25 protein-coding genes are annotated in these 25293 nt (G+C 27.9%); 21 read left to right on the top strand and 4 right to left on the bottom strand.

Features of this window, described 5'->3' with window-relative positions; translation table 11 throughout:
- Positions 1 to 15 precede the first annotated feature (15 nt).
- The 7 genes from ATCC9714_RS04575 (at position 16) to ATCC9714_RS04605 (ending at position 8955) form a co-directional block, all read left to right on the top strand.
- Positions 16 to 2376, top strand: coding sequence for an HAD-IC family P-type ATPase (locus ATCC9714_RS04575; RefSeq protein WP_077065659.1), 2361 nt, complete (start codon positions 16 to 18; stop codon positions 2374 to 2376).
- A 215-nt stretch (positions 2377 to 2591) separates the two neighbouring features.
- On the top strand, positions 2592 to 3143 hold the full coding sequence (locus ATCC9714_RS04580; protein WP_021128639.1) for a glycerol-3-phosphate responsive antiterminator: 552 nt from the start codon (positions 2592 to 2594) through the stop codon (positions 3141 to 3143).
- A gap of 212 nt (positions 3144 to 3355) precedes the next feature.
- Positions 3356 to 4126, top strand: coding sequence for an MIP/aquaporin family protein (locus ATCC9714_RS04585; protein WP_021123435.1), 771 nt, complete (start codon positions 3356 to 3358; stop codon positions 4124 to 4126).
- 44 nt (positions 4127 to 4170) lie between these two features.
- On the top strand, positions 4171 to 5706 hold the full coding sequence (gene glpK / locus ATCC9714_RS04590) for a glycerol kinase GlpK (RefSeq protein ID WP_057544593.1): 1536 nt from the start codon (positions 4171 to 4173) through the stop codon (positions 5704 to 5706).
- A 150-nt stretch (positions 5707 to 5856) separates the two neighbouring features.
- The gene (locus ATCC9714_RS04595; RefSeq protein WP_057544594.1) at positions 5857 to 7317 is read left to right on the top strand and encodes an NAD(P)/FAD-dependent oxidoreductase; all 1461 of its coding nucleotides are present in this window, start codon (positions 5857 to 5859) and stop codon (positions 7315 to 7317) included.
- On the top strand, positions 7307 to 8551 hold the full coding sequence (locus ATCC9714_RS04600) for an NAD(P)/FAD-dependent oxidoreductase (protein ID WP_057544596.1): 1245 nt from the start codon (positions 7307 to 7309) through the stop codon (positions 8549 to 8551). The genes ATCC9714_RS04595 and ATCC9714_RS04600 overlap by 11 nt, the downstream gene beginning before the upstream one ends.
- Before the next feature lie 2 nt (positions 8552 to 8553).
- Positions 8554 to 8955 (top strand): DUF1667 domain-containing protein, encoded by a 402-nt coding sequence (locus ATCC9714_RS04605; protein WP_021123443.1) that lies wholly within the window; start codon positions 8554 to 8556, stop codon positions 8953 to 8955.
- A gap of 111 nt (positions 8956 to 9066) precedes the next feature.
- Here ATCC9714_RS04605 and ATCC9714_RS04610 read toward each other — a convergent pair whose 3' ends face one another.
- Positions 9067 to 9471 (bottom strand): helix-turn-helix domain-containing protein, encoded by a 405-nt coding sequence (locus ATCC9714_RS04610; protein ID WP_021128633.1) that lies wholly within the window; start codon positions 9469 to 9471, stop codon positions 9067 to 9069.
- A 364-nt stretch (positions 9472 to 9835) separates the two neighbouring features.
- On the opposite strand from ATCC9714_RS04610, the gene ATCC9714_RS04615 reads away from it, so the two are divergent.
- The 3 genes from ATCC9714_RS04615 (at position 9836) to ATCC9714_RS04625 (ending at position 11116) form a co-directional block, all read left to right on the top strand.
- Positions 9836 to 10024, top strand: coding sequence for a hypothetical protein (locus ATCC9714_RS04615; protein WP_021123445.1), 189 nt, complete (start codon positions 9836 to 9838; stop codon positions 10022 to 10024).
- A gap of 11 nt (positions 10025 to 10035) precedes the next feature.
- Positions 10036 to 10284, top strand: a complete 249-nt coding sequence (locus tag ATCC9714_RS04620; protein ID WP_021123446.1) for a spore coat protein — start codon at positions 10036 to 10038, stop codon at positions 10282 to 10284.
- 496 nt (positions 10285 to 10780) lie between these two features.
- On the top strand, positions 10781 to 11116 hold the full coding sequence (locus ATCC9714_RS04625; RefSeq protein WP_021123447.1) for a hypothetical protein: 336 nt from the start codon (positions 10781 to 10783) through the stop codon (positions 11114 to 11116).
- A gap of 89 nt (positions 11117 to 11205) precedes the next feature.
- Here ATCC9714_RS04625 and ATCC9714_RS04630 read toward each other — a convergent pair whose 3' ends face one another.
- Positions 11206 to 11685: a hypothetical protein gene (locus tag ATCC9714_RS04630; RefSeq protein ID WP_054629094.1), complete on the bottom strand. Its 480-nt coding sequence runs from the start codon at positions 11683 to 11685 to the stop codon at positions 11206 to 11208.
- A gap of 285 nt (positions 11686 to 11970) precedes the next feature.
- Between ATCC9714_RS04630 and ATCC9714_RS04635 the strand changes: the two genes are divergently transcribed.
- Both ATCC9714_RS04635 and ATCC9714_RS04640 read left to right on the top strand, forming a co-directional pair.
- A complete protein-coding gene (locus ATCC9714_RS04635; protein ID WP_021123449.1) occupies positions 11971 to 12189 on the top strand; it encodes a hypothetical protein in 219 nt (72 codons plus the stop codon).
- Positions 12190 to 12308: 119 nt separating this feature from the next.
- Positions 12309 to 12833: a dihydrofolate reductase family protein gene (locus tag ATCC9714_RS04640; RefSeq protein ID WP_021123450.1), complete on the top strand. Its 525-nt coding sequence runs from the start codon at positions 12309 to 12311 to the stop codon at positions 12831 to 12833.
- Between the two features lie 60 nt (positions 12834 to 12893).
- Here the strand turns inward: ATCC9714_RS04640 and ATCC9714_RS04645 are convergent, their stop codons facing one another.
- Positions 12894 to 13079 (bottom strand): DUF6440 family protein, encoded by a 186-nt coding sequence (locus ATCC9714_RS04645; protein WP_021123451.1) that lies wholly within the window; start codon positions 13077 to 13079, stop codon positions 12894 to 12896.
- Positions 13080 to 13309: 230 nt separating this feature from the next.
- Here ATCC9714_RS04645 and ATCC9714_RS04650 point away from each other — a divergent pair, with 230 nt between their 5' ends.
- The 8 genes from ATCC9714_RS04650 (at position 13310) to ATCC9714_RS04685 (ending at position 23316) form a co-directional block, all read left to right on the top strand.
- Entirely contained in the window at positions 13310 to 14089 is a 780-nt protein-coding gene (locus ATCC9714_RS04650; protein WP_021123452.1) for an SDR family NAD(P)-dependent oxidoreductase, read from the top strand.
- Positions 14090 to 14116: 27 nt separating this feature from the next.
- Positions 14117 to 15514, top strand: a complete 1398-nt coding sequence (gcvPA, locus tag ATCC9714_RS04655) for an aminomethyl-transferring glycine dehydrogenase subunit GcvPA (protein WP_196333199.1) — start codon at positions 14117 to 14119, stop codon at positions 15512 to 15514.
- 22 nt (positions 15515 to 15536) lie between these two features.
- A complete protein-coding gene (gcvPB, locus tag ATCC9714_RS04660; protein ID WP_054629097.1) occupies positions 15537 to 17099 on the top strand; it encodes an aminomethyl-transferring glycine dehydrogenase subunit GcvPB in 1563 nt (520 codons plus the stop codon).
- Between the two features lie 186 nt (positions 17100 to 17285).
- Positions 17286 to 18401 (top strand): ATP-NAD kinase family protein, encoded by a 1116-nt coding sequence (locus tag ATCC9714_RS04665; protein WP_057544600.1) that lies wholly within the window; start codon positions 17286 to 17288, stop codon positions 18399 to 18401.
- A 201-nt stretch (positions 18402 to 18602) separates the two neighbouring features.
- Positions 18603 to 19391, top strand: a complete 789-nt coding sequence (locus ATCC9714_RS04670) for a 5'-methylthioadenosine/adenosylhomocysteine nucleosidase (protein WP_021123458.1) — start codon at positions 18603 to 18605, stop codon at positions 19389 to 19391.
- Between the two features lie 526 nt (positions 19392 to 19917).
- Positions 19918 to 21303, top strand: a complete 1386-nt coding sequence (locus ATCC9714_RS04675; RefSeq protein WP_054629099.1) for a peptide MFS transporter — start codon at positions 19918 to 19920, stop codon at positions 21301 to 21303.
- A 441-nt stretch (positions 21304 to 21744) separates the two neighbouring features.
- Entirely contained in the window at positions 21745 to 22803 is a 1059-nt protein-coding gene (locus tag ATCC9714_RS04680; protein ID WP_243115014.1) for a helix-turn-helix domain-containing protein, read from the top strand.
- 84 nt (positions 22804 to 22887) lie between these two features.
- A complete protein-coding gene (locus ATCC9714_RS04685) occupies positions 22888 to 23316 on the top strand; it encodes an N-acetyltransferase (RefSeq protein ID WP_021123466.1) in 429 nt (142 codons plus the stop codon).
- On the opposite strand, the gene ATCC9714_RS04690 is transcribed toward ATCC9714_RS04685, so the two are convergent.
- Positions 23266 to 23976, bottom strand: coding sequence for a YdcF family protein (locus tag ATCC9714_RS04690; RefSeq protein ID WP_077065660.1), 711 nt, complete (start codon positions 23974 to 23976; stop codon positions 23266 to 23268). The two genes, ATCC9714_RS04685 and ATCC9714_RS04690, sit on opposite strands and share 51 nt — an antisense overlap.
- Positions 23977 to 24261: 285 nt before the next feature.
- On the opposite strand from ATCC9714_RS04690, the gene ATCC9714_RS04695 reads away from it, so the two are divergent.
- Complete coding sequence (locus tag ATCC9714_RS04695; protein ID WP_054629101.1) at positions 24262 to 25263, top strand: tyrosine-protein phosphatase; 1002 nt, start codon at positions 24262 to 24264, stop codon at positions 25261 to 25263.
- Positions 25264 to 25293 lie beyond the last annotated feature (30 nt).

Here is a 25293-nt window from a genome sequence, read left to right on the forward strand (position 1 = left end):
TAGGGGGGAACTTTTATGATTGAAAAAGTTGATATAAATATAGAAAATGGATTAAGTAGCCATGAAGTAAATGAAAGAATTAAGGAAGGTAGAGTAAATAGATTAAATATAAAAAATTCAAAATCATATAAACAGATAATAATGGATAATACTTTTACTTTATTTAACCTTGTTAATGTAGTATTAGCTATTTTAGTAGCATTTACTGGTTCTTTTAAAAACTTATTTTTCATAGGTATAGTGGTACTAAATGTAGCAATTGGGATTATACAAGAAATAAGAGCTAAAAAGATATTAGATAAAATAACTTTGTTAGTATCTACAAAAGTAAAGGTAATACGTGATGGGAAAGAACAAACAATTGAGATGGATGAAGTTGTAGTAGATGATATTTCAATATTAAGTACAGGTAATCAAGTTGTAGCTGACTCAATTTTAAAAGAAGGATATTTAGAAGTTAATGAATCTTTATTAACAGGAGAAAGTGATATTGTAAAAAAATCACCTGGAGATTTTATATACTCAGGTAGTTTTATAACATCAGGTAAAGCTAAGGTTCAGGTTGAAAATGTTGGAGAGGATAACTATGCAAGTAAAATTTCAACAAAGGCAAAAGAATTTAAAAAATATAAATCAGAAATAAATGATTCTCTAAATAAAATTTTAAAGTTTGTAAGTATAATAATACTACCTCTGGGGATAACATTATTTGCAAAATCTTACTTTATAAATGGAATTGACCTTAATCAAAGTATTTTAACAACTACAGCAGCCTTAATAGGAATGGTACCAGAAGGGTTAATACTATTAACTAGCATTTCTTTAGCAGTAGGGGCTATTAATTTAGCTAAAAAAAGAACTTTAGTACAAGAACTAAATTGTCTAGAGTCATTAGCAAGAGTTGATGTATTATGTCTTGATAAGACAGGAACTATAACTGAAGGGAAGATGGAAGTAAAGGATGTTGTTTCACTAGATAAAGATTATGATGTAAATGAAATTATGGGAAATTTAGTTTATGCTTTAAATGATGATAACTTCACATTTTTAGCTATAAAAGATAGGTTTAAAGAAAATGATAAATTTAATCTAATTAAAAGTATTCCTTTTTCTTCTCAGAAAAAGTATAGCGGTGCAGTATTTAAAGAGGGAACTTATATAATGGGAGCCTATGAATTTATATTTAAAAATAAAGATGAAAATATAGTCAAAAATATTGAAAATTATTCCAAAGAAGGAAATCGGGTTTTAGTACTTGCTAAATGTAGTAATGAAAATTTAGATGATGTTAAGTTAGTGGCAATTATTTTGATTGTAGATAAAATAAGAGAAGGAGCTAAGCAAACATTACAATATTTTAGGGAACAAGGATTAGATATTAAAATTATATCAGGAGATAATCATATTACTGTAAGTGAAATTGCAAAGCGTGTAGGCTTAAAGAATTCAGATAAATGTGTAGATGCCACTACGTTAAAAAATAAAAAAGATATAGAAAAAGCATCTAAAATATATTCTGTGTTTGGAAGAGTTACACCAGAACAAAAGAAAGATTTAGTTTCGGCATTAAAAGGTAATGGTCATGTAGTTGCTATGACTGGAGATGGGGTTAATGATGTTATGGCTCTAAAGGAAGCAAACTGTAGTATAGCTATGGCTAATGGTAGTGATGTGGCAAAGAGTGCTTCTAATCTTGTTTTATTAGATAACAACTTTGAATCACTTCCCTTTGTTTTATACGAAGGAAGGCGTGTTATAAATAATATTGAAAAAGTTGCTTCATTATTTTTAAATAAAACAATATATTCAATACTACTTGCAATAGTTATAGCTTTAATAAATATGCAATATCCATTTGTACCAGTGCAGTTAACCGTTATCAGTGCTTTTACTATTGGACTTCCTTCATTTGTTTTTGCACTAGAGCCAAATAAAAATAAGGTTAAAGGGAATTTCTTAAAAAATGTATTAGATAATTCATTGCCATATGGGATAGCAGTATTGATTTGTATTCTTGTTATAATGTATGGAAGTAATTTTAACATAGCACAAAATGAAATATCAAAACTATGCGTTTATACAATAGCTGTAAGTGGATTGATTGTCATATTTAAAGTATCTAAACCATCTAGTATCTTAAAAAAAGCAGTATGTATTGTTTCATCAGCATGTATAATTGGCTTATTTGTATACTTTAATGATTTATTAATGTTAAAGTCAGGAGATGTATTTAATACATTAATACAGATGGCAATTATATTCGTTATGCTAATAACAAGCTTAGCTTTAGTTAGATATATTTTAAATTTAGGTAAAAAGTTTTTATTAACTAAGAAAAATTTACATTTATTAAAAAAATTAAATTTAGTAAATTAAATATATAATAAAACCTCCATATGTGTGTTGTTTCAACGCATCTATGGAGGTTTTAAATTATAATTAAATTATAAAATAAGTTAATATAATATTTAACATATATAGAATTTATACAATAAAAATAACTTACAGAGATATATATGGTAAAAATATAACAATTAAATAATAAAGAAAAGTGATATAATTAATTAAAAAAAGCAAATGTGGAGGCTTATATGAAAGATTTGTTAGAACTAAATCCTATAATTTGTGCTATAAAAAGTGATGAGCATCTAGAAGATGCTGCAAATTCGGATGGAGATATTGTATTTTTATTAAATGAAGATATTCTTAATTTAAAGGAAAAAATAGACCTATTACATAACCATAATAAAAAGGTATTTGTACATATTGATATGATAACGGGAATATCATCAAGTCCTATAGCTGTTGATTATATGAAAAAAGAATTAAACCTAGATGGAATTATAACTACTAAAACAAATATAGTAAAAAGAGCAATAGAATTAGACTTAAAAGTTGTTCAAAGATTTTTCTTTATAGACTCAATGTCACTTGATAATGCAATTGAAAGTTTAAGAAGAGTAAAACCTGATGCAATTGAAATCATGCCTGGAGTAATTCAAAAAGTAATAAAAAAAATGAACAAGACATATCCAAACATACCTATAATATGCGGTGGGCTTATAGATAGAAAAGAAGAAATAATAAATGGATTAGCAGCTGGAGCTATGGCTATATCTACTACAGATATAAATATGTGGTAATTAAAAACTTAATAAAAAATTGTGTTATTATGATAAATTGGTTTATTAAATATCTAACGAAGTATTTTATTGACTGGAAAATGTTTTCGTGATAGCATTTAATTAAAATTAATACTGGCTAGAGAGAAGAGAGCCCTATAAAACTATGGGGGCTCTCTGTTTTTTTTGGATTAATTGACTAATTACATGAAAATTTAAAGGAGGTATTTTAGTTGAAAAAGACATTACTAGGAGAGTGCATATCTGAATTTATTGGATCGTGGATTCTAATATTTATAGGATGTGGAGCAGTAGCATCAATGGTTTTAAGCGGTGCAAGTGTTTCCCAATGGGAGATAGGTATAATATGGGGCCTAGCAGTTACAATAGCTATATATGTAACCGGAGCAGTATCAGGTACACATATAAATCCAGCAGTAACTATTGCTTTAGCAGTACACAGAGATTTTCCCAAAAACAAGATATTGCCATACATCATATCTCAAATATTAGGCTGTTTTACAGGAGCTGCAACAGTTTACCTATTGTTTAATAAGTTGTTTACATCCTTTGAGAGTACTCATAATATAGTGCGATCAGGTACAAATGGACTTAAAACAGCTTCAATATTTTCTACTTATCCAAATGCAGCATTAAACTCATTTGACGCATTACTTGTAGAAACATTCATAACTATGTTATTAGTCATTGTAATATTAGCGGTTGGAGAAGAAAAAAATTCAAATAAACCTATGTCAAACTTAGCACCAGTTTTTATAGGTATAACAATAGCTATAATAGGAGCTAGTTTTGGAGTTTTAACAGGATTTGCAATGAATCCAGCAAGAGACTTTGGACCTAAGATGTTTGCTGTTATATCAGGATGGGGAAGTGGTGCACTAGGTCCTAATATGTATTTCTGGGTACCTATAGTCGGACCGATAATAGGAGCAGTTTTAGCAGGATTTGTATTTGATAAAGGAATTAAAAGATATATGAACTAAAAAATACTAAAGGTTTAAATATATAATCATTGGAGGCAAACAATATGAAAAAATATATGATGGCATTAGATCAAGGAACTACAAGTTCAAGAGCTATATTATTTGACAAGGAAGGTAATTTAGTTGCAACCTCACAAAAAGAATTTACTCAATTTTATCCAAAACCAGGATGGGTAGAGCATAATCCTATGGAAATATGGGGAAGTCAAAGTGGTGTAATGAGAGAAGTTTTAGAAACTAATGGTATAAAACCAGAACAAGTTTGTGGAATTGGAATAACAAACCAAAGAGAGACAACTATAATTTGGGATAAAAATACGGGAAAACCAATATATAATGCTATTGTTTGGCAATGTAGAAGAACATCTCAAATATGTGACGAATTAGAAGCTAAGGGATATAAAGAAAAAATAAAAGAAAAAACAGGACTAATACTTGATGCTTATTTTTCAGGAACTAAAATAAAATGGATACTTGATAATGTTGAAGGTGCTAGGGAAAAAGCGGAAAATGGAGAATTATTATTTGGAACAGTAGATACTTGGTTAATATGGAATTTAACTCGTGGTAAAGTTCATGTAACTGATTATTCAAATGCTGCAAGAACTATGCTATATAATATAAAAAAATTAAAATGGGATGATGAAATATTAGAAATGTTAGATATACCAAAGAGTATGTTACCAGAGGTAAAACCATCTAGTTATATATATGGACACACTGATGAACATATGTTAGGAGGAGCTCAAATTCCAATAGCAGGATGTGCAGGAGACCAACAAGCAGCTTTATTCGGTCAAACTTGTTTTGAAGAAGGATGTGCTAAAAACACTTATGGAACAGGATGTTTCATGCTTATGAACACAGGAGAAAAAATGGTTGAATCTAAAAATGGATTATTAACAACTATAGCTTGGGGAGTAGATGGAAAAGTTGAGTATGCTCTTGAAGGTAGTATATTTATTGGTGGAGCTGCTATACAATGGCTAAGAGATGAGCTTAGAATTTTATTTGATGCTCAGCAAAGTGAGTTTTATTCTCAAAGTATAGGCGATACTAATGGTGTGTATGTAGTACCAGCTTTTGCAGGACTTGGAGCTCCTTATTGGGATATGTATGCTAGAGGATGTATTATGGGGCTTACTCGTGGAGCAAATAGAGCACATTTAGTTCGTGCTACATTAGAATCAATTGCATATCAAGTTAAAGATGTATTAAATGCAATGCAAGAAGACTCAGGACTTAACTTAAAAAATCTTAAAGTTGATGGTGGAGCTAGTGCTAATAACTTCTTAATGCAGTTCCAATCAGATATACTAAATGTAAATATAAATAGACCTAAAGTACTTGAAACTACTGCAATGGGTGCAGCATATTTAGCCGGGCTTGCTGTAGGGTTTTATGAAAATAAAGAAGATATAAAAAAATCTGTAGTAATAGAAAGAGAATTTGAACCACATATGAGTGAAGAGAAGAGAAAAGTACTGTATAAAGGATGGAAAAGAGCAGTAGATAGATCACTTTTATGGGCTAAAGAAGATGAAGAATTTGAAAAAGAATTAGCAAGTGTAAAAAATTAATGACAAAGAAAAATGTTTATGATACAATAGAATTACAAAATAGGAAAACGATTTAAAAACATTAAAAATGAAATATTATGGCTAAGAGATGAGAGAGCCTTCTATACATTGTATAGGGGGGTCTCTATTTTTTTTCAAGGAGGCAAAATTATGTATGATATAGCAATAATAGGAGCAGGGATAAGTGGTAGTTCTATAGCTAGAGAACTATCAAAATACAATTTAAAAACTGTAGTAATTGAAAAAGGTGTTGAAGTTTGCCAAGGAACTACTAAATCAAATAGTGCTATAGTACATGGTGGATATGATGCTAAAGTAGGAAGCTTAAAAGCTAAGCTAAATGTCAAAGGTAATAGTTTATACAAAGATTTATGTGATGATCTAGATGTAGATTTTAAACAAATAGGATCTTTAGTTTTAGCTTTTAGTGATGAAGAAATGAAGCATGTAAAAGCTTTATATAAAAGAGGTCTTGAAAATAAAGCAACAGGACTTAAAATATTAAACCGTGAAGAAGTAATAGAGATTGAACCTAATATTAATAAAGATGTAGTAGGAGCTCTACTTTGTGAAAGCGCAGGAATTGTTTGTCCTTTTAATTTAAATATAGCACTTATGGAAAATGCTATGTTAAATGGAGTAGATTTAAAATTAGAATCAGAAGTTGTAGATATAGAAAAGATAGATGATTACTTTAATATAAAAATAAGAAATAAATATGATATAAAAGCTAAGTATGTTATAAATGCAGCAGGAGTTTATGCTGATAAAATAAACAATATGATAGGTGGAGATGAATATTTTATAATACCTAGAAAAGGTGAATATAAGATATTAGATAAGAGTGAAGGTAAAATTGCAAATCATGTTTTATTCCAATGTCCAAGTGAAAAAGGAAAAGGAGTTTTAGTTACTCAAACTGTGCATGGAAATCTTTTAGTTGGACCAAATGCTACAGTTGTTGAAGAAAAAGAGGACATATCAACATCAAGAGATGGAATCAGTGAAATAGTAAACAGTTCAAGAAAAACTATCGAAAATATAGATTTTAGAAAAACAATAACAAGTTTTGCAGGTCTTAGAGCAACTCCAAATACAGGAGATTTTATGATATTTGCTTCAGATAAATGCAAAAACTTTATAAATGTTGGTGGTATAGAATCCCCAGGACTTGCATCAGCGCCAGCAGTTGCAAAATACGTTGTAGAAATTCTTAAAGAAGAAGGTTTAGATTTAAATGAAAAATTAAACTTTAAACCTAAAAGAAAGAAGAACAAACCTTTTATGAAAATGAGCCCACAAGAAAAAGAAGAAATAATAAAAAAAGATCCAAGCTACAAAAAAATAGTTTGTAGATGTGAAAGTGTAACAGAAGGAGAGATTGTAGAAGCTATAAACTCACTATGTGGAGCTAGAACAGTTGATGGAGTAAAAAGAAGAGTAAGACCAGGTATGGGAAGATGTCAAGGTGGATTTTGTGGACCTAAGGTAATAGAAATATTAGCTAGGGAACTTAATATAGATGTTGAAGATGTATTAAAAGACTATGAAAACTCTAATGCAGTAGTAGGAAAATCAAAAGAATTAAGAGGTGAGTTAGTTGAGATATAATGTTGTAGTTGTTGGAGGAGGACCTGCAGGTTTAGGTGCAGCAGTTGAAGCTAAGAGAAATGGTGCAAAAGATGTACTTATAATAGAAAGAGATAGAGAACTAGGTGGTATACTTAACCAATGTATACACAATGGTTTTGGATTACATGAATTTAAAGAAGAATTAACTGGACCTGAGTATGCTCATAAATTTATTGAAATGGTTAAAGAAGAAAGAATAGATTATATGCTAGATACAATGGTTTTAAATATAAGTGAAGATAAGACTATAGAAGCTTTAGGGGAAGAAGGAATAATAAATATACAAGCTGATGCTATAGTTTTAGCTATGGGATGTAGAGAAAGAACAAGAGGAGCAATAGATATACCAGGATATAGACCAGCAGGAGTTTATAATGCAGGTGCAGCACAAAGACTTTCTAACATGGAAGGTTATATGGTAGGAAAAGAAATAGTTATATATGGTTCTGGGGATATAGGACTTATAATGGCAAGACGTATGACCCTTGAAGGAGCTAAGGTAAAAGCTGTAGTTGAAATAAATCCACATTCAAGTGGTTTAACTAGAAATATAGTTCAGTGTTTAGATGATTTTAATATACCTTTAATGCTAAGTACTGGAATAACTCATATAGATGGTAAGGAAAGAGTTAAGGGAGTTACTCTTTGTAAATTAGATGAAAAGAGAAATCTTATAAAAGGAACTGAGGAATATATAAGTTGTGATACAGTTCTTTTATCAGTAGGACTTATACCAGAAAATGAGTTAAGTGTTGAAGCAGGGGTTAATTTAGATACTAAAACTAGTGGCCCTATAGTTAATAATTCTATGGCTACTAATGTAGATGGAGTATTTGCTTGTGGTAATGTTGTCCACGTTCATGACTTAGTAGACTTTGTTACAAAGGAAAGTAAAATAGCAGGTAAAAATGCGGCATTATATTCTTTAAATAAGTTAAATAAAGGTAATGAAGTAAAAACATCTGCAGGTGAAGGGATTATATATGTAGTTCCTCAAAGTGTGAATGTAGATGGTGATGAAGATGTTAACTTATTTATGAGAGTTAGACAAATTTATAAAAATAAAAAGTTAGTTGTAAAAAGTGATTATAAGGTAATTTTAGAGAAGAAGAGACTTCATATGATACCTTCAGAGATGGAAAATATAAAAATTAGTAAAGATTTATTTAAAGATATTAAAGGAAATATAACTGTAAGTGTTGAGGAGGCTTAGTTATGAGAAATATTACTTGTACTGTTTGTCCAATGGGGTGTTCTTTAGTTGTTAGTAAGGTTGATGGTGAATATAAAGTTGAAGGAAATACTTGTAAAAGAGGAGCTAAATATGGAGTAGAGGAAGTTACAAATCCTAGAAGAGTTATAACTACTACTGTTAAATTAAATGGTTCTTATTTGAACTTACTTCCTGTTAAAACTAATGATTCTATTTCTAAAGAGCTTATGTTTGATATTATGAGACTTTTAGATAATGTTGTAGTAAATGCTCCAGTTAATGTTGGAGATATTATAATAAAAGATGTTTTAGGAACTGGAGTAGATGTTGTTAGTGCAAAATTTATGGATAGTTTACATTTAAATGATGGTTGTAATGGTCATGATTTAAAACATTGTATATAATAATAAAAAAACACCTCTACCTCGTAAAACGCGAGGTAGGGGTGTTTTTTATTATAAGTTTTTTTAAAATGATTATAGACATATTTATATAACCAGCAATTTTTAATAAAATTAATTAGAAATTATTTTTTTGAATTCTAATAATGCATCAATTATAAAAAATATACTTCCAATAGTTGCAAGCCATAGAAATTTACCCTTTGAAAAATAAACATATATACATCCTAAAAATAATATAATTCCAATAAATAAAAATAAAGTACATCCTATAGTTTTTGCTATGTTTGAAGTATTATTTTCTAACTTTTTTTTAAGAAGTTCATCTTCTTTAATAAGTTCATCTAAAGATACCTTATAAAAGTCTGATAGTTTAATTAAATTACGAATATCTGGATATGTTTTACCTGTTTCCCAATTTGAGATTGCTTGAAATGAAACAAATAATTCTTTAGCTACTTGAGATTGAGAATAACCTGACTCCGTTCTTAATAATTTTAGTTTTTCTGATATTTCCATTATGATCACTCCTTTAGTTTCCTAAGTTAATTTTATAATATATATTAAAATTTTACACTCAATTATATATTTAATTAAATCAAGTAATACTTGAATTGAGTAATTTAAAAGGATACATATGCATATTTAGGTGAAAAAATTCAATTGGAATTTTAACTATATATATATTCTTTTCCATGGAAATTTTTAGTTTATATACTTTCACTTACTAATCTATACTCTTTAGCAGATTTTATAAAGTGTAAAGTTTTAATTAATACTCTTTAGTTGGTATATATTTACTATAAGTAATTAACATCTAAAAGTATAATAATTATTATATATGGAATAATACTATTGAACTTAATAAAAAGGAGGTGCTAATATGATACATCAATTAAATCAATTAGAATTACAAAATTTACGTCATTTAATCGGTGCTCACTGCACTATTGAGAAAAAGTTAAATGATTATGCTCAAAAATGTACTGATCCTGAGCTAGTACAAATGCTTACAAAAGATGCTCAAGACGCAAAAAATAGTAAAGAAAATTTAATGAAATTTTTAGGATAGGAGGTATATATATGCAAGAAAAAGAAATGATAAGTGATTACCTTAGTAGTATAAATGCAAGTTTAGCTGGATACGGAGGTATAATTGCTCAAACTGAAAATGAACAACTTCGTAAAACATTACAAGATATGAGAGATCAAGATGAGATTCGTCAATATAATTTATTTAAAAAAGCTAAAGAGAAGGGCTACTACATACCAGCTCAACCTGCTGCAGAAAGTGAAGTATCAATAGTAAAACAACAACTTTCTCAAGGATAGTAGATATAGAGTTATAGTATATAAAATCATTAGATTAAATATGCTATAGCTCTATTTAAATTCTAATTTGTTATCATAATTAACAATAATCTATTATATAAATTAAGATAAAAAATACAGTTTTAAAAATTTATAAACTATATTTTAGATTAACTTCTAACATTAGTTACAAAACTATTTATATTTATTATTTTAGTTTATTCTATAAATTTACTCATTCTTAATCTAACTATATAATTTATGCCTATCAATTATTATCCATATTTAATTATAAGTGAATATTAAAAATCAATTATATAAAACCTCCTAATTATCAAAACATATACTCATTTTATCTTATAAATTATTAAAAAACTTTAAAGTAGACTAACATGATTTTATAATGAATTATTATTATAAATATTTTAATCCATAATTAAAACATTTTAGTATTTATTTGAAATTTGATTTATAAAATATGATATACTCAACTCAATAAAGCTTAAGGAGGAATATTATGTTTGGATTAATCATTGGAGTAGGATTTATTATTTTAGGAATAAGTTATATAAATTTAGCGTTTAAATTGAAAAGAACTAAAGATATGAAATTAGTAAAAAACAATATGGTTAAGATTGAGAAGATTAAAGATAAAGAAGGATATATAAATTTTAATTTTAGAATAAGTTTAACAATAGGAATTATAGAAGTTCTTTACGGAATAATTTCTTTACTAGCAAAATATAATAAATCTTTTAATGATGTAGCTTTAATTATGAATATAATTACTATTTTTGCCATATTTGGATATATATATAAAATTATGGTTAAGGCTCCTAAATTTCAAGAATAATAATTATGATATAAAAAAAGAAGTATTAAAAATTAATACTTCTTTTTTTATATTTATATGGTTAGGCTAGAATTATAATTAGTATTAAGTTACTTGAAGTACTTTCCATAAGGTCTGAATTGACTTAGTTCTTCAATAACTTCATCTAAAGGATTAATGCTTTTTTCTATATCTTCACCAATTAAAGTTAATAGATAGTTATAAAGAAGTTCTCCACTTCCATCCATTATAAAACCAGATAGATTTTTATCATCATCACATTCTAAAATTATAGTTATAAGTTTTCCAGTACTTATTTTATAATCATAAGATGAATGATCTATTTCAGGAAAATTTTTATTAAAATGATCTATAGTAATTTCTATTTCTTCTTTTTCTTTTTGAGTTAATAGCTTTTGTATTAAGGTTTCATCAGTTATTTTTAAAATTTTTGAATTATAATTTAAATCTTCTAAAGTTAAATTAGGATTTATCTCTAAAAACTCATCAGTACTAATTTCTGTAGCTTTGAACTCATCGATTAAGTATTTTGAAATATCCTTTAAATTGTGTTTGTTTTGTTTATTCATTGTTATAATCTCCCTTTTGAACTTTTATATATTTATAAATTAGATTTTGATAGAACGTATTTAAATTTAGAGTTTAATTTAGATTTATAACATAAAATAAATATTTTTTACTATTGTATATAAATTGTAGCACAGATATTTAGCTAAAATCAGTATTAAAGACAAAATTGTAATTTATATCTTGGTGCAAGAAACTTAAATCTTAAGCCAAAATAATAAAATATTTATTTAAGTATGGTAAGTTTTATATAAGTTGTAATATCAAGATTTTATAGGGAGGCATTAATGAATAACTCTAAATACTTAAATAGCTTAAAAAATGGACTAGAAATAATATGTACTATAGTTTTGGTAAGAATAGTTGGATATTTTACTGGATTTAAATATTCTTTGTTTGAAGATGGATTAAGTTTTAAATTAATAATTGATTTTTCAATGTGGATAGTACTTTATATATTAGTTTCCACTATTATTGAAAAAATTTATAATTTATTAGATAGATAAAATTCAATAATCTACTTATATAAATTTTAACCTTAAGACTGTATAATATAAATAATGATTAAGCAATTCATTATAAAAAATTATAATTAATTGGGATATATTTAAAGAAGGGAAAAAATATGAGTAGAAAAATAATATTAAATTTGGCAATGAGTATTGATGGATATATAGCCTCAGAAGATGGGGGATTTGACTGGATAGTTGGAGATGGAGACGATAAATTAGATACTAAAAATAAATGGGACTTTAATGAGTTTTTAAAAAATATTGATATAGTAGTTATGGGTAAAAAATGCTATGATCAAAATTTTCATAAGGATTTTAAAGATAAAAAAGTATATGTAGCTACTTCTTGTAGTTTGAAAAATCATGATAATGTATATTTTATAAATGATGATATAGTTAAGAATATTGAAGCAGAAAGAAAAAATGAAGGAAAAGATATATTCTTATTTGGAGGCGGAGTTTTAATTGATAGCTTTTTAAAAGCTGATATTATAGATGAGTATATAATAGGAATAATTCCTACTGTATTAGGAAAGGGAAGACCTTTATTTTTAGGAAATAATCCTAAAATAGATTTGCATTTAGATGAGTATTTTACTGAAAGTGGTATAGTTATATTAAGATATTCAAAAAGATAAATAAAACTCACTATTAAAATTAATGTATTTTAATAGTGAGTTTTTTATTTTATTAAAGTATTATTCATTGATTTGGCTAATAACTGGATTCCCATTCTTATCTAATAAAGGAGTTAAACCACCTGCATAACCTTCCCAACTTAAAAGATAATTAACTCCTGTTTCTCTATCTATCATTACTTTAGATCCTGAAATACCGCCTTCTTTATAAATAACATCAAATCTTTTATCTTTTTTATCAAACATATTTAAGACCCCTTTTTAATTTTAATTATAACATAGTATAAAAAATTGAATAAAAAATAGTTTTTATTAATATTTTAAGATTTTTTATATGAAATTATTTTACTTATATAAAAATAATTAAATGAAAATATTTGTAATTTTTAGAAAATTAGTAATTAACTTTATCCATTTTCAATATACATATAGTAGGTAAGTAAAAGTATGCCTAATGTATTTTTAGGAGGAAAAGTATGCTAAATAAAAAAGATGTACTGAACCTAAGTGATAGGGTTGCTGTTATATCAGGTGCGGCTTCGGGAATTGGACTTGCTACAGCAAAGCTTTTATCAGTTTATGGAGCTAAAGTTATGATGCTTGATATTAATGAAGTTGGACAAGTTGAAGCTGAAAAGTTAAGAAATCAAGGAAGAGATGCAAAGTTTTATAAATGCGATGTAACTTCTTTTGAAAGTTGCAGGAAAGTTATATCTAATATAGAAAAAGATTATAAAAGGATAGACATATTATTTAATAATGCAGGAGTAACAGTTAGAAAAACTGTTGAAGAATTAGAAGAGAAAGAATGGGATTTCGTTCTTAATGTAGGTCTTAAAGGTACATATTTATTATCAAAATTTACTATACCTGTTATGAGAAAAAATGGTGGAGGTAGCATAATAAATACTGGTTCTGGATGGGGACTTAAAGGAGGCGATAAAGCTGCTGCATATTGTGCAGTTAAGGGTGGCATAGTTAATTTAACTCGCGCTATGGCAATAGACCATGGAAAAGACAATATAAGAGTTAACTCTATAAATCCAGGAGATACTGCTACAAGTATGTTACAAGAAGAAGGAAGACAATTAGGGATAGGTAAAGATGAGTTTTTCAAATGTTCAGCATTAGGAAGACCAATAGAGCGAATTGGACTACCTGAAGATATAGCAAATGCAGTGTTATTTTTAGCAAGTGATTTATCAACTTGGATAACAGGAACTGCATTAGTAGTAGACGGCGGGGGAATAGCTTAAATTAATTATTATAAAGGGGGAAAAATAATGTCTATAAAAGGATTAAATTCACATCCATATATTCCAAATTCAGTAAAAGAAGTACAAGATGAAATGTTAAAAGAAATAGGGTTAAAATCTCTAGAGGATTTACACGAAGAGGTGCCTAGCGATATTAAATTAAATAGAAATATGAACTTACCTAAGGCTATTCATTCTGAATATGAACTTAAAACTCATATAGAAAAGATACTTAAAAAAAATAGTACTTGTGAGGATAACTTAAATTTTTTAGGATATGGTTGTTATAAGCACTATGTACCAGCTGTATGTGATGAAGTAAATACAAGAGCTGAGTTTTTAACAGCTTATGGTGGAGAACCATATAACGACCACGGAAGATTTCAAAGCTTATTTGAATATGAAAGTTTAGTTGCAGAACTTGTAGATATGGACGTTGTAAGTGTTCCTACTTTCGATTTAGCACAAGCTGCTTCAACTGCAGTTAGAATGGCTTCAAGAATAAACAACAGAACAGAAGCCTTAGTTCCAAAAACTATACATATGGAACGATTTTTAGTAATGAAAAACTATTGTCATCCAAATGTAGAATTTACTTTTGTAAATTATGATGAAGAAACAGGATTATTAGATTTAGAAGATTTAAAAGTTAAAATGAATGAAAATGTATGTGCAGTTTACATAGAAAATCCATCAGCACTTGGATTTATAGAAACTCAAGGTGAGGAAATATCAAAGATAGCTCATGAAAGTGGAGCTATAAGCATAGTTGGAGTAGACCCTATATCACTAGGAGTACTTACACCTCCAAGTCAATATGGTGCTGATATAGTAGTTGGAGATGTTCAAACTTTAGGCAATCATATGAACTTTGGAGGAGGACAATCAGGATTTATATCTACTAGAGATGAAGAAAAATTCGTTATGGAGTATCCATCTAGGTTATTTGGTATAGCACCTACTGATGTTGAAGGTGAGTATGGGTTTGGAGATGTTGCTTATGATAGAACATCTTTTGGTAACTTAAGAGAAGGTGGAAAAGAATTTGTTGGAACTCAATCAGCATTACTTGGAATAACAGCAGGAGTTTACTTATCCTTAATGGGACCTTTAGGAATGTATGAAGTAGGTCAAACAATAATGCAAAATAGTCAATATGCAGCAAAGAGATTAAGTGAAATTGATGGGGTTAAGTTAAGATTTACATCACCGTTTTTTAAAGAGTTTGTATTAGATTTTAATTCTACAAATAAAACTGTAAAAGAAATAAATAAAGCTTTACTAGAAAAAAATATATTTGCAGGAAAAGATTTAAGTACAGAGTACAAAGATTTAGAAGGATGTGCACTTTATTGTGTTACGGAAATTCACACAAAAGAAATGATAGATACTTTAGTAGAAGAATTAAAAAAAATATTAAACTAATTTAGGGAAAGGATGATGAAACTTGAAAAAAATAGATAGAGATTATAAAGTTAGAAATTTTCACCAAGCAAAATGGGATGAACCTATAATATTTGAATTATCACAAAGTGGAGAAAGAGGAGTTATACCACCTGGTGCAAATGAAGAAGTTAAAAATTTAGTTGGAGATGGCGTTTGCGTATTACCTAAAGGTATGAAAAGAGAGTCTTTAAATTTGCCAGAAATAGCTCAGCATAGAGTTTTAAGACATTACCTAAGATTATCACAACAAACATTAGGTGCTGATTTAAACATAGAAATAGGTCAAGGAACTTGTACAGTTAAGTATAGTCCAAAAATAAATGAAAAATTAGCTAGATTACCTCAAGTAACTGAACTTCATCCACATCAAGATGAAAGTACTACTCAAGGTATATTAGAAATAATGAACAAAACTGAAGAGTATATGAAAGAAATATCTGGTATGGATAGATTCTCATTTCAATCAGGTGGAGGAAGTCAAGCAATAATGACTATGGCCTCTTTAGTAAGAGCCTATCATGATAAAAATGGGGATTCTGATATTAAAGATGAGATAATAACTACTATATATTCACATCCATCAGATGCAGCAGCTCCAGCATTAAAAGGATATAAAATAATAAAAATATTCCCAGATGAAAATGGATACCCAGATTATGAAGCTTTTAAAGAAGCTGTATCTGAAAGAACAGCAGCATTTATAGTTGCAAACCCAGAAGATACTGGAGTATTTAATACAAGAGTTAAAGAATTTACAGATTTAGTACATAAATTTGGTGGACTTTGCTGCTATGACCAAGCAAATGCAAATGGATTACTTGGAGTAACAAGAGCTAAAGAAGCAGGCTTTGATATGTGTTTCTTTAATATACATAAAACATTCTCAGCTCCTCATGGGTGTGGAGGTCCAGCTTGTGGAGCAGTTGGAGTAGTTGAAAAAATAGTTCCATTTTTACCAGCTCCATTAGTAGATTTTAATAGTGATGAAAATAGATATTTCTTAAATTACGATTTAGAAAATAGCATAGGAAAGGTAAGAATGTTTACAGGAGTTCCTCAAGTTGTTTTAAAAGCTTATGCTTGGATGAGAAGTCTAGGAGCAGAAGGACTTTATGAAGTTTCTAAAATAGCTGTTTTAAATAATAACTACATGTTTAAAAAGTTAATAAAACATAATGCAGTAGATGCACCTTATATAAGAGGAAAGCAAAGAATAGAACAAGTAAGATATACTTTAGAAACATTAAAAGAAGAAACAGGAGTTGGTACAGGAGATATACAAAGAAGAATGATGGACTTTGGAATGCATTACTGGACTAGTCACCATCCATATTATATACCTGAACCGTTTACATTAGAGCCAACAGAAACACCATCTAAGGAGGATTTAGATGAATATATTGCTACACTAACTCATGTTATAGATGAAGCATATAAAGATTCATCAATAGCAATAAACGCACCATACAGAAGCAGCATACACAAAGTAGATGAATCAGAATTAGACGACAGTGATAAATGGGCTATAACATGGAGAGCTTACCAAAAGAAAGCTCAAAAATAAAATAAATACCACACTATTAAAGGAGTTGTAAAACCAAAGACAGCGAAGGGGGAAGGCGGTAAGTTTCAGCGACATTTCAAAGCATTTTTCCCGCTTTGGGAGCGAAACTTACCTCATTCCCCTGAGCGACCTAACAATGGTACACAACTCCTTTAACATAAACTAAACTAAAGAGGGGCGATACAGTTGATTAGAATTGGTCTTATAATAAATCCAATAGCAGGAATGGGAGGCTTAGTTGGACTTAAGGGAACTGATGGGGAAGATATACTTAAAAAAGCTATAGATTTAGGCTCAAAGCCAAAAGCATCCCAAAAGGCAAAGGAAGCTTTAAAAGAATTAGAACCTATAAAACATGATATAAAAATAGTGACAGGGCAAGGAAGTATGGGAGAAGATGAAGCAAGAAAGCTATGTTTTAATGTGGAAGTTATAAATGTTGAAAATTCTCAAAATACAACTCAAAGAGATACTATAAATATTTCAAGAGAAATGTTAAATAAGGATATAAAGCTTTTACTGTTTGTTGGAGGAGATGGAACGGCTAGAGATATATATAGTGGAGTTAAGAATAATTTAATTACAATAGGAATTCCAGCAGGGGTTAAAATTCACTCTCCAGTATACGCTATAAATCCAAAGTTTGGAGGTTATTTAGCACTTAAATTCATAAAAGAAGAAATAAAAAAAGTAGAAGAGAAAGAAGTATTAGACTTAGATGAGGAAATGTATAGATGTGGAAAGGTTAATACCAATCTTTATGGATATTTAAAAGTTCCAGTAGAAAAATCTTTTATGCAAAATAAAAAAGCACCAACACCTTTAAGTGAAGAGTCTTCTCAAAAGGCTATAGGATTATACTTAGCTGATAATATGAAAGAAGATATAGTTTATATAATAGGACCAGGAACTACAACTAGAGCTTTAATGGACGTTTTAAATTTAGATAATACACTTTTGGGAGTAGATATTTTAAAAAATAAAAAATTATTGAAAAAGGATGCTAATGAAAGTGATATATTAGAAGCTATAAAAAATCAAAAATCAATGCTTATAATAACCCCAACTGGAGGACAAGGATACTTATTAGGTAGAGGTAATCAGCAAATAAGTTACAAAGTTATAAATGAAATAGGAAGAGAAAATATAATAGTTGTATCTACCTTGTATAAGTTAAAAAGTTTAAACTTTAAGCCACTTTATGTAGATACTTCAAATGAGGAAACTAATAAAAGGTTAAGTGGCTATACAAAGGTAGTTGTTGGTTATAAAGAAGAAATAATGTATAAAATTAAATGTTAAAATAATATTTAATTTATATATAAAATAAAAAATATGTACAAACACTCTTTTTGAGAAAAACACGAACAAAAATTGTCAAAAAATAAAAAATGTTGTTGATATATACGAATGGATATGGTATATATATTAATATAACGTACGAATAATTATAAAAAATAATTAATGTTCGTAAAAAAATGACAAAAAGGGTGGAATTATATCATGAAAAAGTTAATAGGAATTTGTACAGTGTTATTATTAATATCAGTTACTATGTTTGTGGGATGCACTACAAAGGCAGAAGTAAAAGATGACAAGGTTTTAGGAGTAATAGGTGCAATGGAAGAAGAAGTAGAAATTTTGAAAAAGAAAATGGATATAAAGGAAACTAAAAAAGTTGCAGGTATGGAATTTTATGAAGGAACTATGGATGGAAAGAATATAGTATTAGTTCGTTCAGGAGTTGGTAAAGTAAATATGGCAGCATGCACTCAAATATTAATAGATGAGTTTAAGGTATCTGCGCTTGTTAATTCTGGAGTTGCAGGAACTATGGATACTAAGTTAAATCAAGGGGATATAGTAATATCAACAGATGCAGTTCAACACGATTTTGATACGACTGTATTTGGAGATCCGTTAGGGGAAATATCAAGACTAGGTATTACTTTCTTTAAAGCTGATAAAGATATGATAGATACTGCTAAAAAAGCAGCTAAAAATGTTTCAGGACTGCATATAACTCAAGGGCGTGTTGCTTCAGGAGATCAGTTTGTAGCTGGTGGAGAAGTAGCAAATAGAATAAAAGAAAACTTTGGAGATGTAGCAGCAGTTGAAATGGAAGGGGCTTCAATGGCACAAGTTGCTTATCTAAATAAAGTACCATTTGTTATACTTCGCTCTATATCAGATAAGGCAAATGGAGAAGCTGATTTATCTTATGAAGAGTTTTTACCAATAGCTGCAAAAAATGCTAGTACGTTACTTGAAGAATTTATAAAGCTTTATTAAAACTTATACGTACTTAGGTATAGCTATATAAATAGATGTAAAAATAGGGAAGCTATTTTAGCTTCCTTATTTTTATTTAAGCTTTATTTATGAAAAATTAAAGTGTAGAAATAAACAAGACACTTAAGGTTAGTGGCTTTCAAATTATATACATGTGAAAAAATATATAAAGAAATTTATAAAAATGAAAATTAAAAGAATTAATAAATTTATAAAAAATATACATAAATACTTAAAAATAAAAAGTAATTTAGTTAGATTACGAAATAAAAATTTGTTAAAAGATTATAAATATTAAAATTTAGAAGGTAAAAAGGGAAACCGTATTCTTTAAAATATTGTATATAAAGACAAAATATGATAATATTTACCATGACATAAGAAGAAGTAAAGGGGGCATAAGGGGAAAACGTTAAAAATGATTTAAAATAATAGTGTTATTATATTAACGCTATAAAAGCATCATCTAAGTCGATTACATAAGGTCATCAAAGTTAATATTCTTAATTAGAAAGGATCTGAGTTTATGAGTACAACAGTGGGAAAGAAAAGAAATAAGTATCCTTTAGGATTTTATTTCTGTGCAACGACATTCTCATTTGAAAGAGCTGCGTATTATTCAGCTAAGTTTTTAATTTATGTATTTCTTACAGCTTCAGTTGTAAAGGGTGGTTTAGGAATTGGTAAAGGAGAAGCTGCAATGATGCAGGCTAATCTTGTTGCATTTACATATCTTTCACCAATAATTGGTGGTTATATATCAGATAAATGGATAGGTGCAAGATACACTATACCTTTTGGTATGTTTGTTATGGCAGTTGGGTATTATTTTGGTTCCATTGCAACTTCAACTACAATGATTAATATTATGATAATTTTAGTTTCTATTGGTACAGCTTTCTTCAAAGGAAATGTTTCAGCTGTAGCTGGTCAATTATTTGATGACCCAGAAGAATTGGACTCAGCCTTTTCAGTTCAATATTCTTTTGTAAATATAGGTTCTTTCGTAGGAACTATAGCAGTTGGGGTATTATATCTTAACATTTTTGCACATAATGGAGTATTAGGATTTTCTCAATCATTCTTTGTTGCTGCTATACTTTGTGCAGTTGGTGGTATATGGTTTATGATAGGCTGGAGATTCTTAGGTAATGCAGGTAAAAGACCTTTTAAAGAAGGATTAGTTGATGAAAAATCAGATTCTACAGAAGAAAAGAGACCTTTAACTCATATTGAGAAAAAAAGAGTTTGGGCTATAATACTTGTATCATTATTTTCTGTATTGTTCTGGGTATTTTGGTACTTAACTTATGTTGCAGTTTATGATTATGGAGCTGCATATGTTGACCTTAATGTTGGTGGGTACAAAGTTCCGCTATCTTGGTTTGACTCTTTAAACAGTTTAACTTGTATAGCTTTAGGACCAGTTCTTGCAGCACTTTGGTTAAAACTTTCTCAAAGACCACAAGGGGATTTAAGTTTATTTAAAAAGATAGGTTTTGGATTTATATTTTTAGGATTGGCATTCTTTATGCTTGTTGGAGCTGAGTTTTCAAGAGGAATAGGGGCTCCAGATACTGTTAAGGCTAGCATACTTTGGATAGTTGCATTTGGTGTATTATTAAGCTTAGGAGAAATGTTCTTCTCACCACTTGGAAACTCATTTGTAAGTAAGTATGCGCCTAAGAAAATGTTAGCTGTTTTAATGGGTGTATGGACAGTTGCTACATTTATAGCAGGTAAGAGTTATGGTTGGATTTATAACTTTACATTACAATTTAACATGATAAAAGTTTATATTACTATACCAATAATATTATTTATTGCAGCTATACTGTTATTTGTATTTGATAAAAAATTAAGCAGTCTTGTTGAAGGTGAAGATGAAAAATCAGAAGAAAAGGTTGCTTAAACATTAAAAAGTCTTTAGGTATTTTATCTAGGGACTTTTTTATTAAATGTTTATATGTATGTTTATCGGATATACTTTAATTATAAATAGAATAAGCAAGATTTGAGATTATAAAGTACTATTTTATTTAATAGGGAATATATTAATTTTAAAGGAGTGCTTAGTTATGGATACTTTAATAAATATTGGAATAGTTATTTCAGATTTTATATTAACTGCATTTTCAGGCGATGAATGGAAAAAGATTAGAGATATGGGTAAGAAAAGATTAAAAAATAATTAAATATTTATATTTAAAAGAATAATGTTAAAACATTATTCTTTTTTTATTGAATAGTATTCAAGTTTTATTAACTTATTTGTGACTTCCCCTCGATTGTATAGAGAAATAACTTAACTTATAATTAAGTTATAAATCAAAGAAAAAGGGGACTTAAAATTTTGAATATTGGAGATAAAATACTTAATTTAAGAAAAGAAAAAAATATGACGCAGGAACAATTAGCAAGTACGATTGGAATTTCAGCAGGGGCTGTATGTAAGTGGGAGACAGGAAAGTCAATGCCAGATATTTTAATGCTTTCGCCTTTGGCCAGAGCTTTAGAAACATCTATAGATGATTTACTATCATTTAAAGAAAATTTAACGGATTTAGAAGTGAGAAAAATAAAAAAAGATTTAACAGATATATTTTTATATAAAGGATATTCTTATGGAGAAAATGAATGTAGAAAGTATTTAAGTGATTATCCTAATAATGTGTATCTTAAGTTACAAGTAGCTGAATTGATTCAAATGTATGGGATGCTTGGACTTAAAGAAGATGAAGAAGAAATAATGAAGGAAAGATTAAAATATAGTTTAAAATTACTTAATGAAGTTGTAAAAAGTCAGGATAGTAAGTATGTATTTATAGCTTTGTTTTCAATAGCTGGAATTCATATGATGCTTGAAAATTATAAGGAAAGTGAAGATGCATTAAAAGAATTATCTAATTCTTTTATAGACCCAATGCCAATATACACTGTTGTTTTAAATGCTCAAGGAAAAAGTGAAGAAGCTAAAACACTTTGTGAACAAATGCTTTTAAAATATTTAAACAATAGCATAAGCATGTTAGCTACTTTATCAAAAATAGATAGGGAAGTTTGTAAAAAAGATTCTTTATTTTTCTTAGATGCAATTTGTAAAATTGAAGATGAGTTTGGGGTAGGACTTGGCTCTGGAATTTATGGTAAATGTAGATTGTTTTTAAAAAATAATGAACTTAAAGATGCTTCAATTTGGTTTAAAAAGTATGTTGAAAAACTATTAAATACAGGATATGATTATAAAAATAATAAGTATTTTAAAGATATTAAACTAGAAGTAGATGAAAGCGGACAAAGTCTTATAAGGAAAAACCTATACAAATCTCTTATAAATGATTCTGATTTGAAAATTTTATCTGGAATTAAAGATTATGAAAATGCTATAAAATTATTAAAAGATAATATTTAGATATTAATATGAAGAGCTATGGTATTTATTAAAACTTTATATAAAATAATAAATGTAAGCAATATAGAAGGGAAACTAGTTAAAATGATAAGAAAGTTAGAAAATAAAGATATAGATAAAATAATGGATATATGGTTAAAAAGCACAATAAAAGCTCATGATTTTATAGAAGAAAAATATTGGAAAGATAATTATAATACAGTAAAAAATATATACATACCTATGGCTGATAGCTTTGTTTATGAAGGTGATAATGGTGTAAAGGGATTTATAAGCATTATAAACAATGAATTTATAGGTGCATTATTTGTTGATATAGATAATCAAGGTAGTGGAATAGGAAAGAAATTAATAGACTTCGTAATGCATAAATACAATCATTTAAGTTTAGCAGTGTATAAAGAAAACAATAAATCAGTAGATTTTTATATAAGTAGAGGATTTAAAATAATTAAAGAACAATTAAATGAAGACTCTGGATATGAAGAATATATAATGGAAAAAAGTATTTAAAAATATAAGGAATTCAAAGGCTATACTAAAGAACTTAGTACAGCCTTTAGTTTTTGCTAAGATGAAATTTTTTTTTAGATAATCTTTAAATTGAAATTTTGTTTTTGATAATTCGCTTAAAACTTGGTCTATTCCTTTTTCAGAATCAAACCAATTATATCTACTAATATCGTCAACATCAGATGGACAGATTAACAACTTGGTATTAGGATAAGCACATTTATAGTATAAAAAGCAACGTCTTGCATGAAAGCTTTTACAACATATAATAGCTTTTGAAATATTTAATCCAAGTGTATCTGTTATTTTACGAGAATTGAAGGCATTTTCATATGTATTTTGAGCACAATTTTCTTTTAAAATTGAATTTTTATCAACACCATTTTTTAATAATACATCTTTTGAAAAATCCCATTCTGTTATATAAATACCATTGTATAAATATGACTTTGATGATGGTTTAGTAAAGTGATTTCTAGTTGTACTGTATTTTCCTGATGGTAGTATTAGTGAAGCATAGTTATTTTTAAAAAGGCTTGCTGCATTTTCTGATGGTTCGGGAAATGAACCTCCAGGTATAAATATAATATCCGACTTTTCAGGTTCATCTTTAAGAAATATAAAATTTGTAATGTTAGTTACTGTTTCTATAATAATCACCTTCTAGTATTTTTGACTATAATTTCATTATACATATTCTAAGTGATAAAAATCTATATATTACTTTATTTTTTTATATAGTTTTTGTAGATACTTGCAGGGTATATAAATATATATGATATAGCTAAATTATATAGGGTATATAGTAAATATTAATAAGCTGAGTGTAATCAAATATGATTAAAATATTTCTTGTGGTTAAAAAAGTGATTTTAGCTATAAGAATTATTTTAAGGCTAAGAATTAATATTGGAAATAAAGGTAAAGTTGAGAGGAGCAAGAAAGATGGAAAATTTAAAAGGTGAGATAATTAGAGAAAATGAAGATGATATAGTAATTCATTTAAATCATATATGTAAAAGTGGAAAAATATTTTATAAAGACAATTTAGATAGTAAAGATATATGTTTAATGGATTTTATAAATACAGATATAATTAAATTTAAAGACCCAAAGCCTGAAAATAGAACTTTTTACAAGATAGTTTCAGGAGATGAAGAAATCACTTTAGCAGAGAGAATAGTTCCATTAAAAAACTTTAGTAATTTTAGAGATTTAGGGGGATATGAAACAAAAGATGGAAGAAATGTTAAATGGGGATTATTTTATAGATCAGAGGACCTCTCAAATTTAAAAGGTGAGGATTTAAAATATTTTGAAAGCCTAGGTATAAAATATGTTCTAGATTATAGATCTAGAGATGAGGTTTTAAAAAATCCTGATGTTGAAGTAAAGTCAGTTAAAAATATCAATATATCAGGTATGAACTTAGGTGGAAATGACAATTTGGATATGACAACTTATGTAGAGGGGATATTATCAGGAAATAAAATTGATATTAATCCAGAAGAATTATTAAAACAAGGTTATAAAAATATGCCTTTAGATAATCCGGCTTATAAAGCGTTATTTAAATTATTTAAGGATCCTAAAAACACTGCTATACTTCAACACTGTACAGCTGGTAAAGATAGAACAGGAGTAGGATCTGCCTTAATTTTATTAGCACTTAATGTTGATGAAGAAACAGTAATAAAAGATTATTTGGAAAGTAATGATAATAGAGAAGGTTTAAATAAGAAGATAATTAAAGCTTGCAAAGATTATATAAAAGATGAAAAAACAAAACAAATGATAGAAGGTATATTAGGAGTTAAGGAATCATTTATAAAAGCTAGTTTAAATTCAATAAAAGAAAAATATAGAACTTATGAAGAATACTTTGAAGCTGAATATGATTTAGGAAAAGAAGAGTTAAATAAATTAAGAGATACTTACTTAAATTAATTTATAAAAATGGCACTTGTAAAATTACAA

Origin of the sequence: Paraclostridium sordellii (assembly GCF_000953675.1) — a bacterium.
GTDB classification, from domain to species: domain Bacteria; phylum Bacillota; class Clostridia; order Peptostreptococcales; family Peptostreptococcaceae; genus Paraclostridium; species Paraclostridium sordellii.

Coding starts and splice junctions, on each gene's coding strand:
- ATCC9714_RS04645 (WP_021123451.1), bottom strand. CDS start 13,079: ATGTTTGATAAAAAAGATAAAAGATTTGATGTTATTTATAAAGAAGGC.
- ATCC9714_RS04635 (WP_021123449.1), top strand. CDS start 11,971: ATGAATAACTCTAAATACTTAAATAGCTTAAAAAATGGACTAGAAATA.
- glpK (WP_057544593.1), top strand. CDS start 4,171: ATGAAAAAATATATGATGGCATTAGATCAAGGAACTACAAGTTCAAGA.
- ATCC9714_RS04620 (WP_021123446.1), top strand. CDS start 10,036: ATGCAAGAAAAAGAAATGATAAGTGATTACCTTAGTAGTATAAATGCA.
- ATCC9714_RS04595 (WP_057544594.1), top strand. CDS start 5,857: ATGTATGATATAGCAATAATAGGAGCAGGGATAAGTGGTAGTTCTATA.
- gcvPA (WP_196333199.1), top strand. CDS start 14,117: ATGTCTATAAAAGGATTAAATTCACATCCATATATTCCAAATTCAGTA.
- ATCC9714_RS04615 (WP_021123445.1), top strand. CDS start 9,836: ATGATACATCAATTAAATCAATTAGAATTACAAAATTTACGTCATTTA.
- ATCC9714_RS04640 (WP_021123450.1), top strand. CDS start 12,309: ATGAGTAGAAAAATAATATTAAATTTGGCAATGAGTATTGATGGATAT.
- ATCC9714_RS04695 (WP_054629101.1), top strand. CDS start 24,262: ATGGAAAATTTAAAAGGTGAGATAATTAGAGAAAATGAAGATGATATA.
- ATCC9714_RS04650 (WP_021123452.1), top strand. CDS start 13,310: ATGCTAAATAAAAAAGATGTACTGAACCTAAGTGATAGGGTTGCTGTT.
- ATCC9714_RS04605 (WP_021123443.1), top strand. CDS start 8,554: ATGAGAAATATTACTTGTACTGTTTGTCCAATGGGGTGTTCTTTAGTT.
- ATCC9714_RS04670 (WP_021123458.1), top strand. CDS start 18,603: ATGAAAAAGTTAATAGGAATTTGTACAGTGTTATTATTAATATCAGTT.
- ATCC9714_RS04630 (WP_054629094.1), bottom strand. CDS start 11,685: ATGAATAAACAAAACAAACACAATTTAAAGGATATTTCAAAATACTTA.
- ATCC9714_RS04675 (WP_054629099.1), top strand. CDS start 19,918: ATGAGTACAACAGTGGGAAAGAAAAGAAATAAGTATCCTTTAGGATTT.
- ATCC9714_RS04580 (WP_021128639.1), top strand. CDS start 2,592: ATGAAAGATTTGTTAGAACTAAATCCTATAATTTGTGCTATAAAAAGT.
- ATCC9714_RS04625 (WP_021123447.1), top strand. CDS start 10,781: ATGTTTGGATTAATCATTGGAGTAGGATTTATTATTTTAGGAATAAGT.
- ATCC9714_RS04610 (WP_021128633.1), bottom strand. CDS start 9,471: ATGGAAATATCAGAAAAACTAAAATTATTAAGAACGGAGTCAGGTTAT.
- ATCC9714_RS04685 (WP_021123466.1), top strand. CDS start 22,888: ATGATAAGAAAGTTAGAAAATAAAGATATAGATAAAATAATGGATATA.
- ATCC9714_RS04575 (WP_077065659.1), top strand. CDS start 16: ATGATTGAAAAAGTTGATATAAATATAGAAAATGGATTAAGTAGCCAT.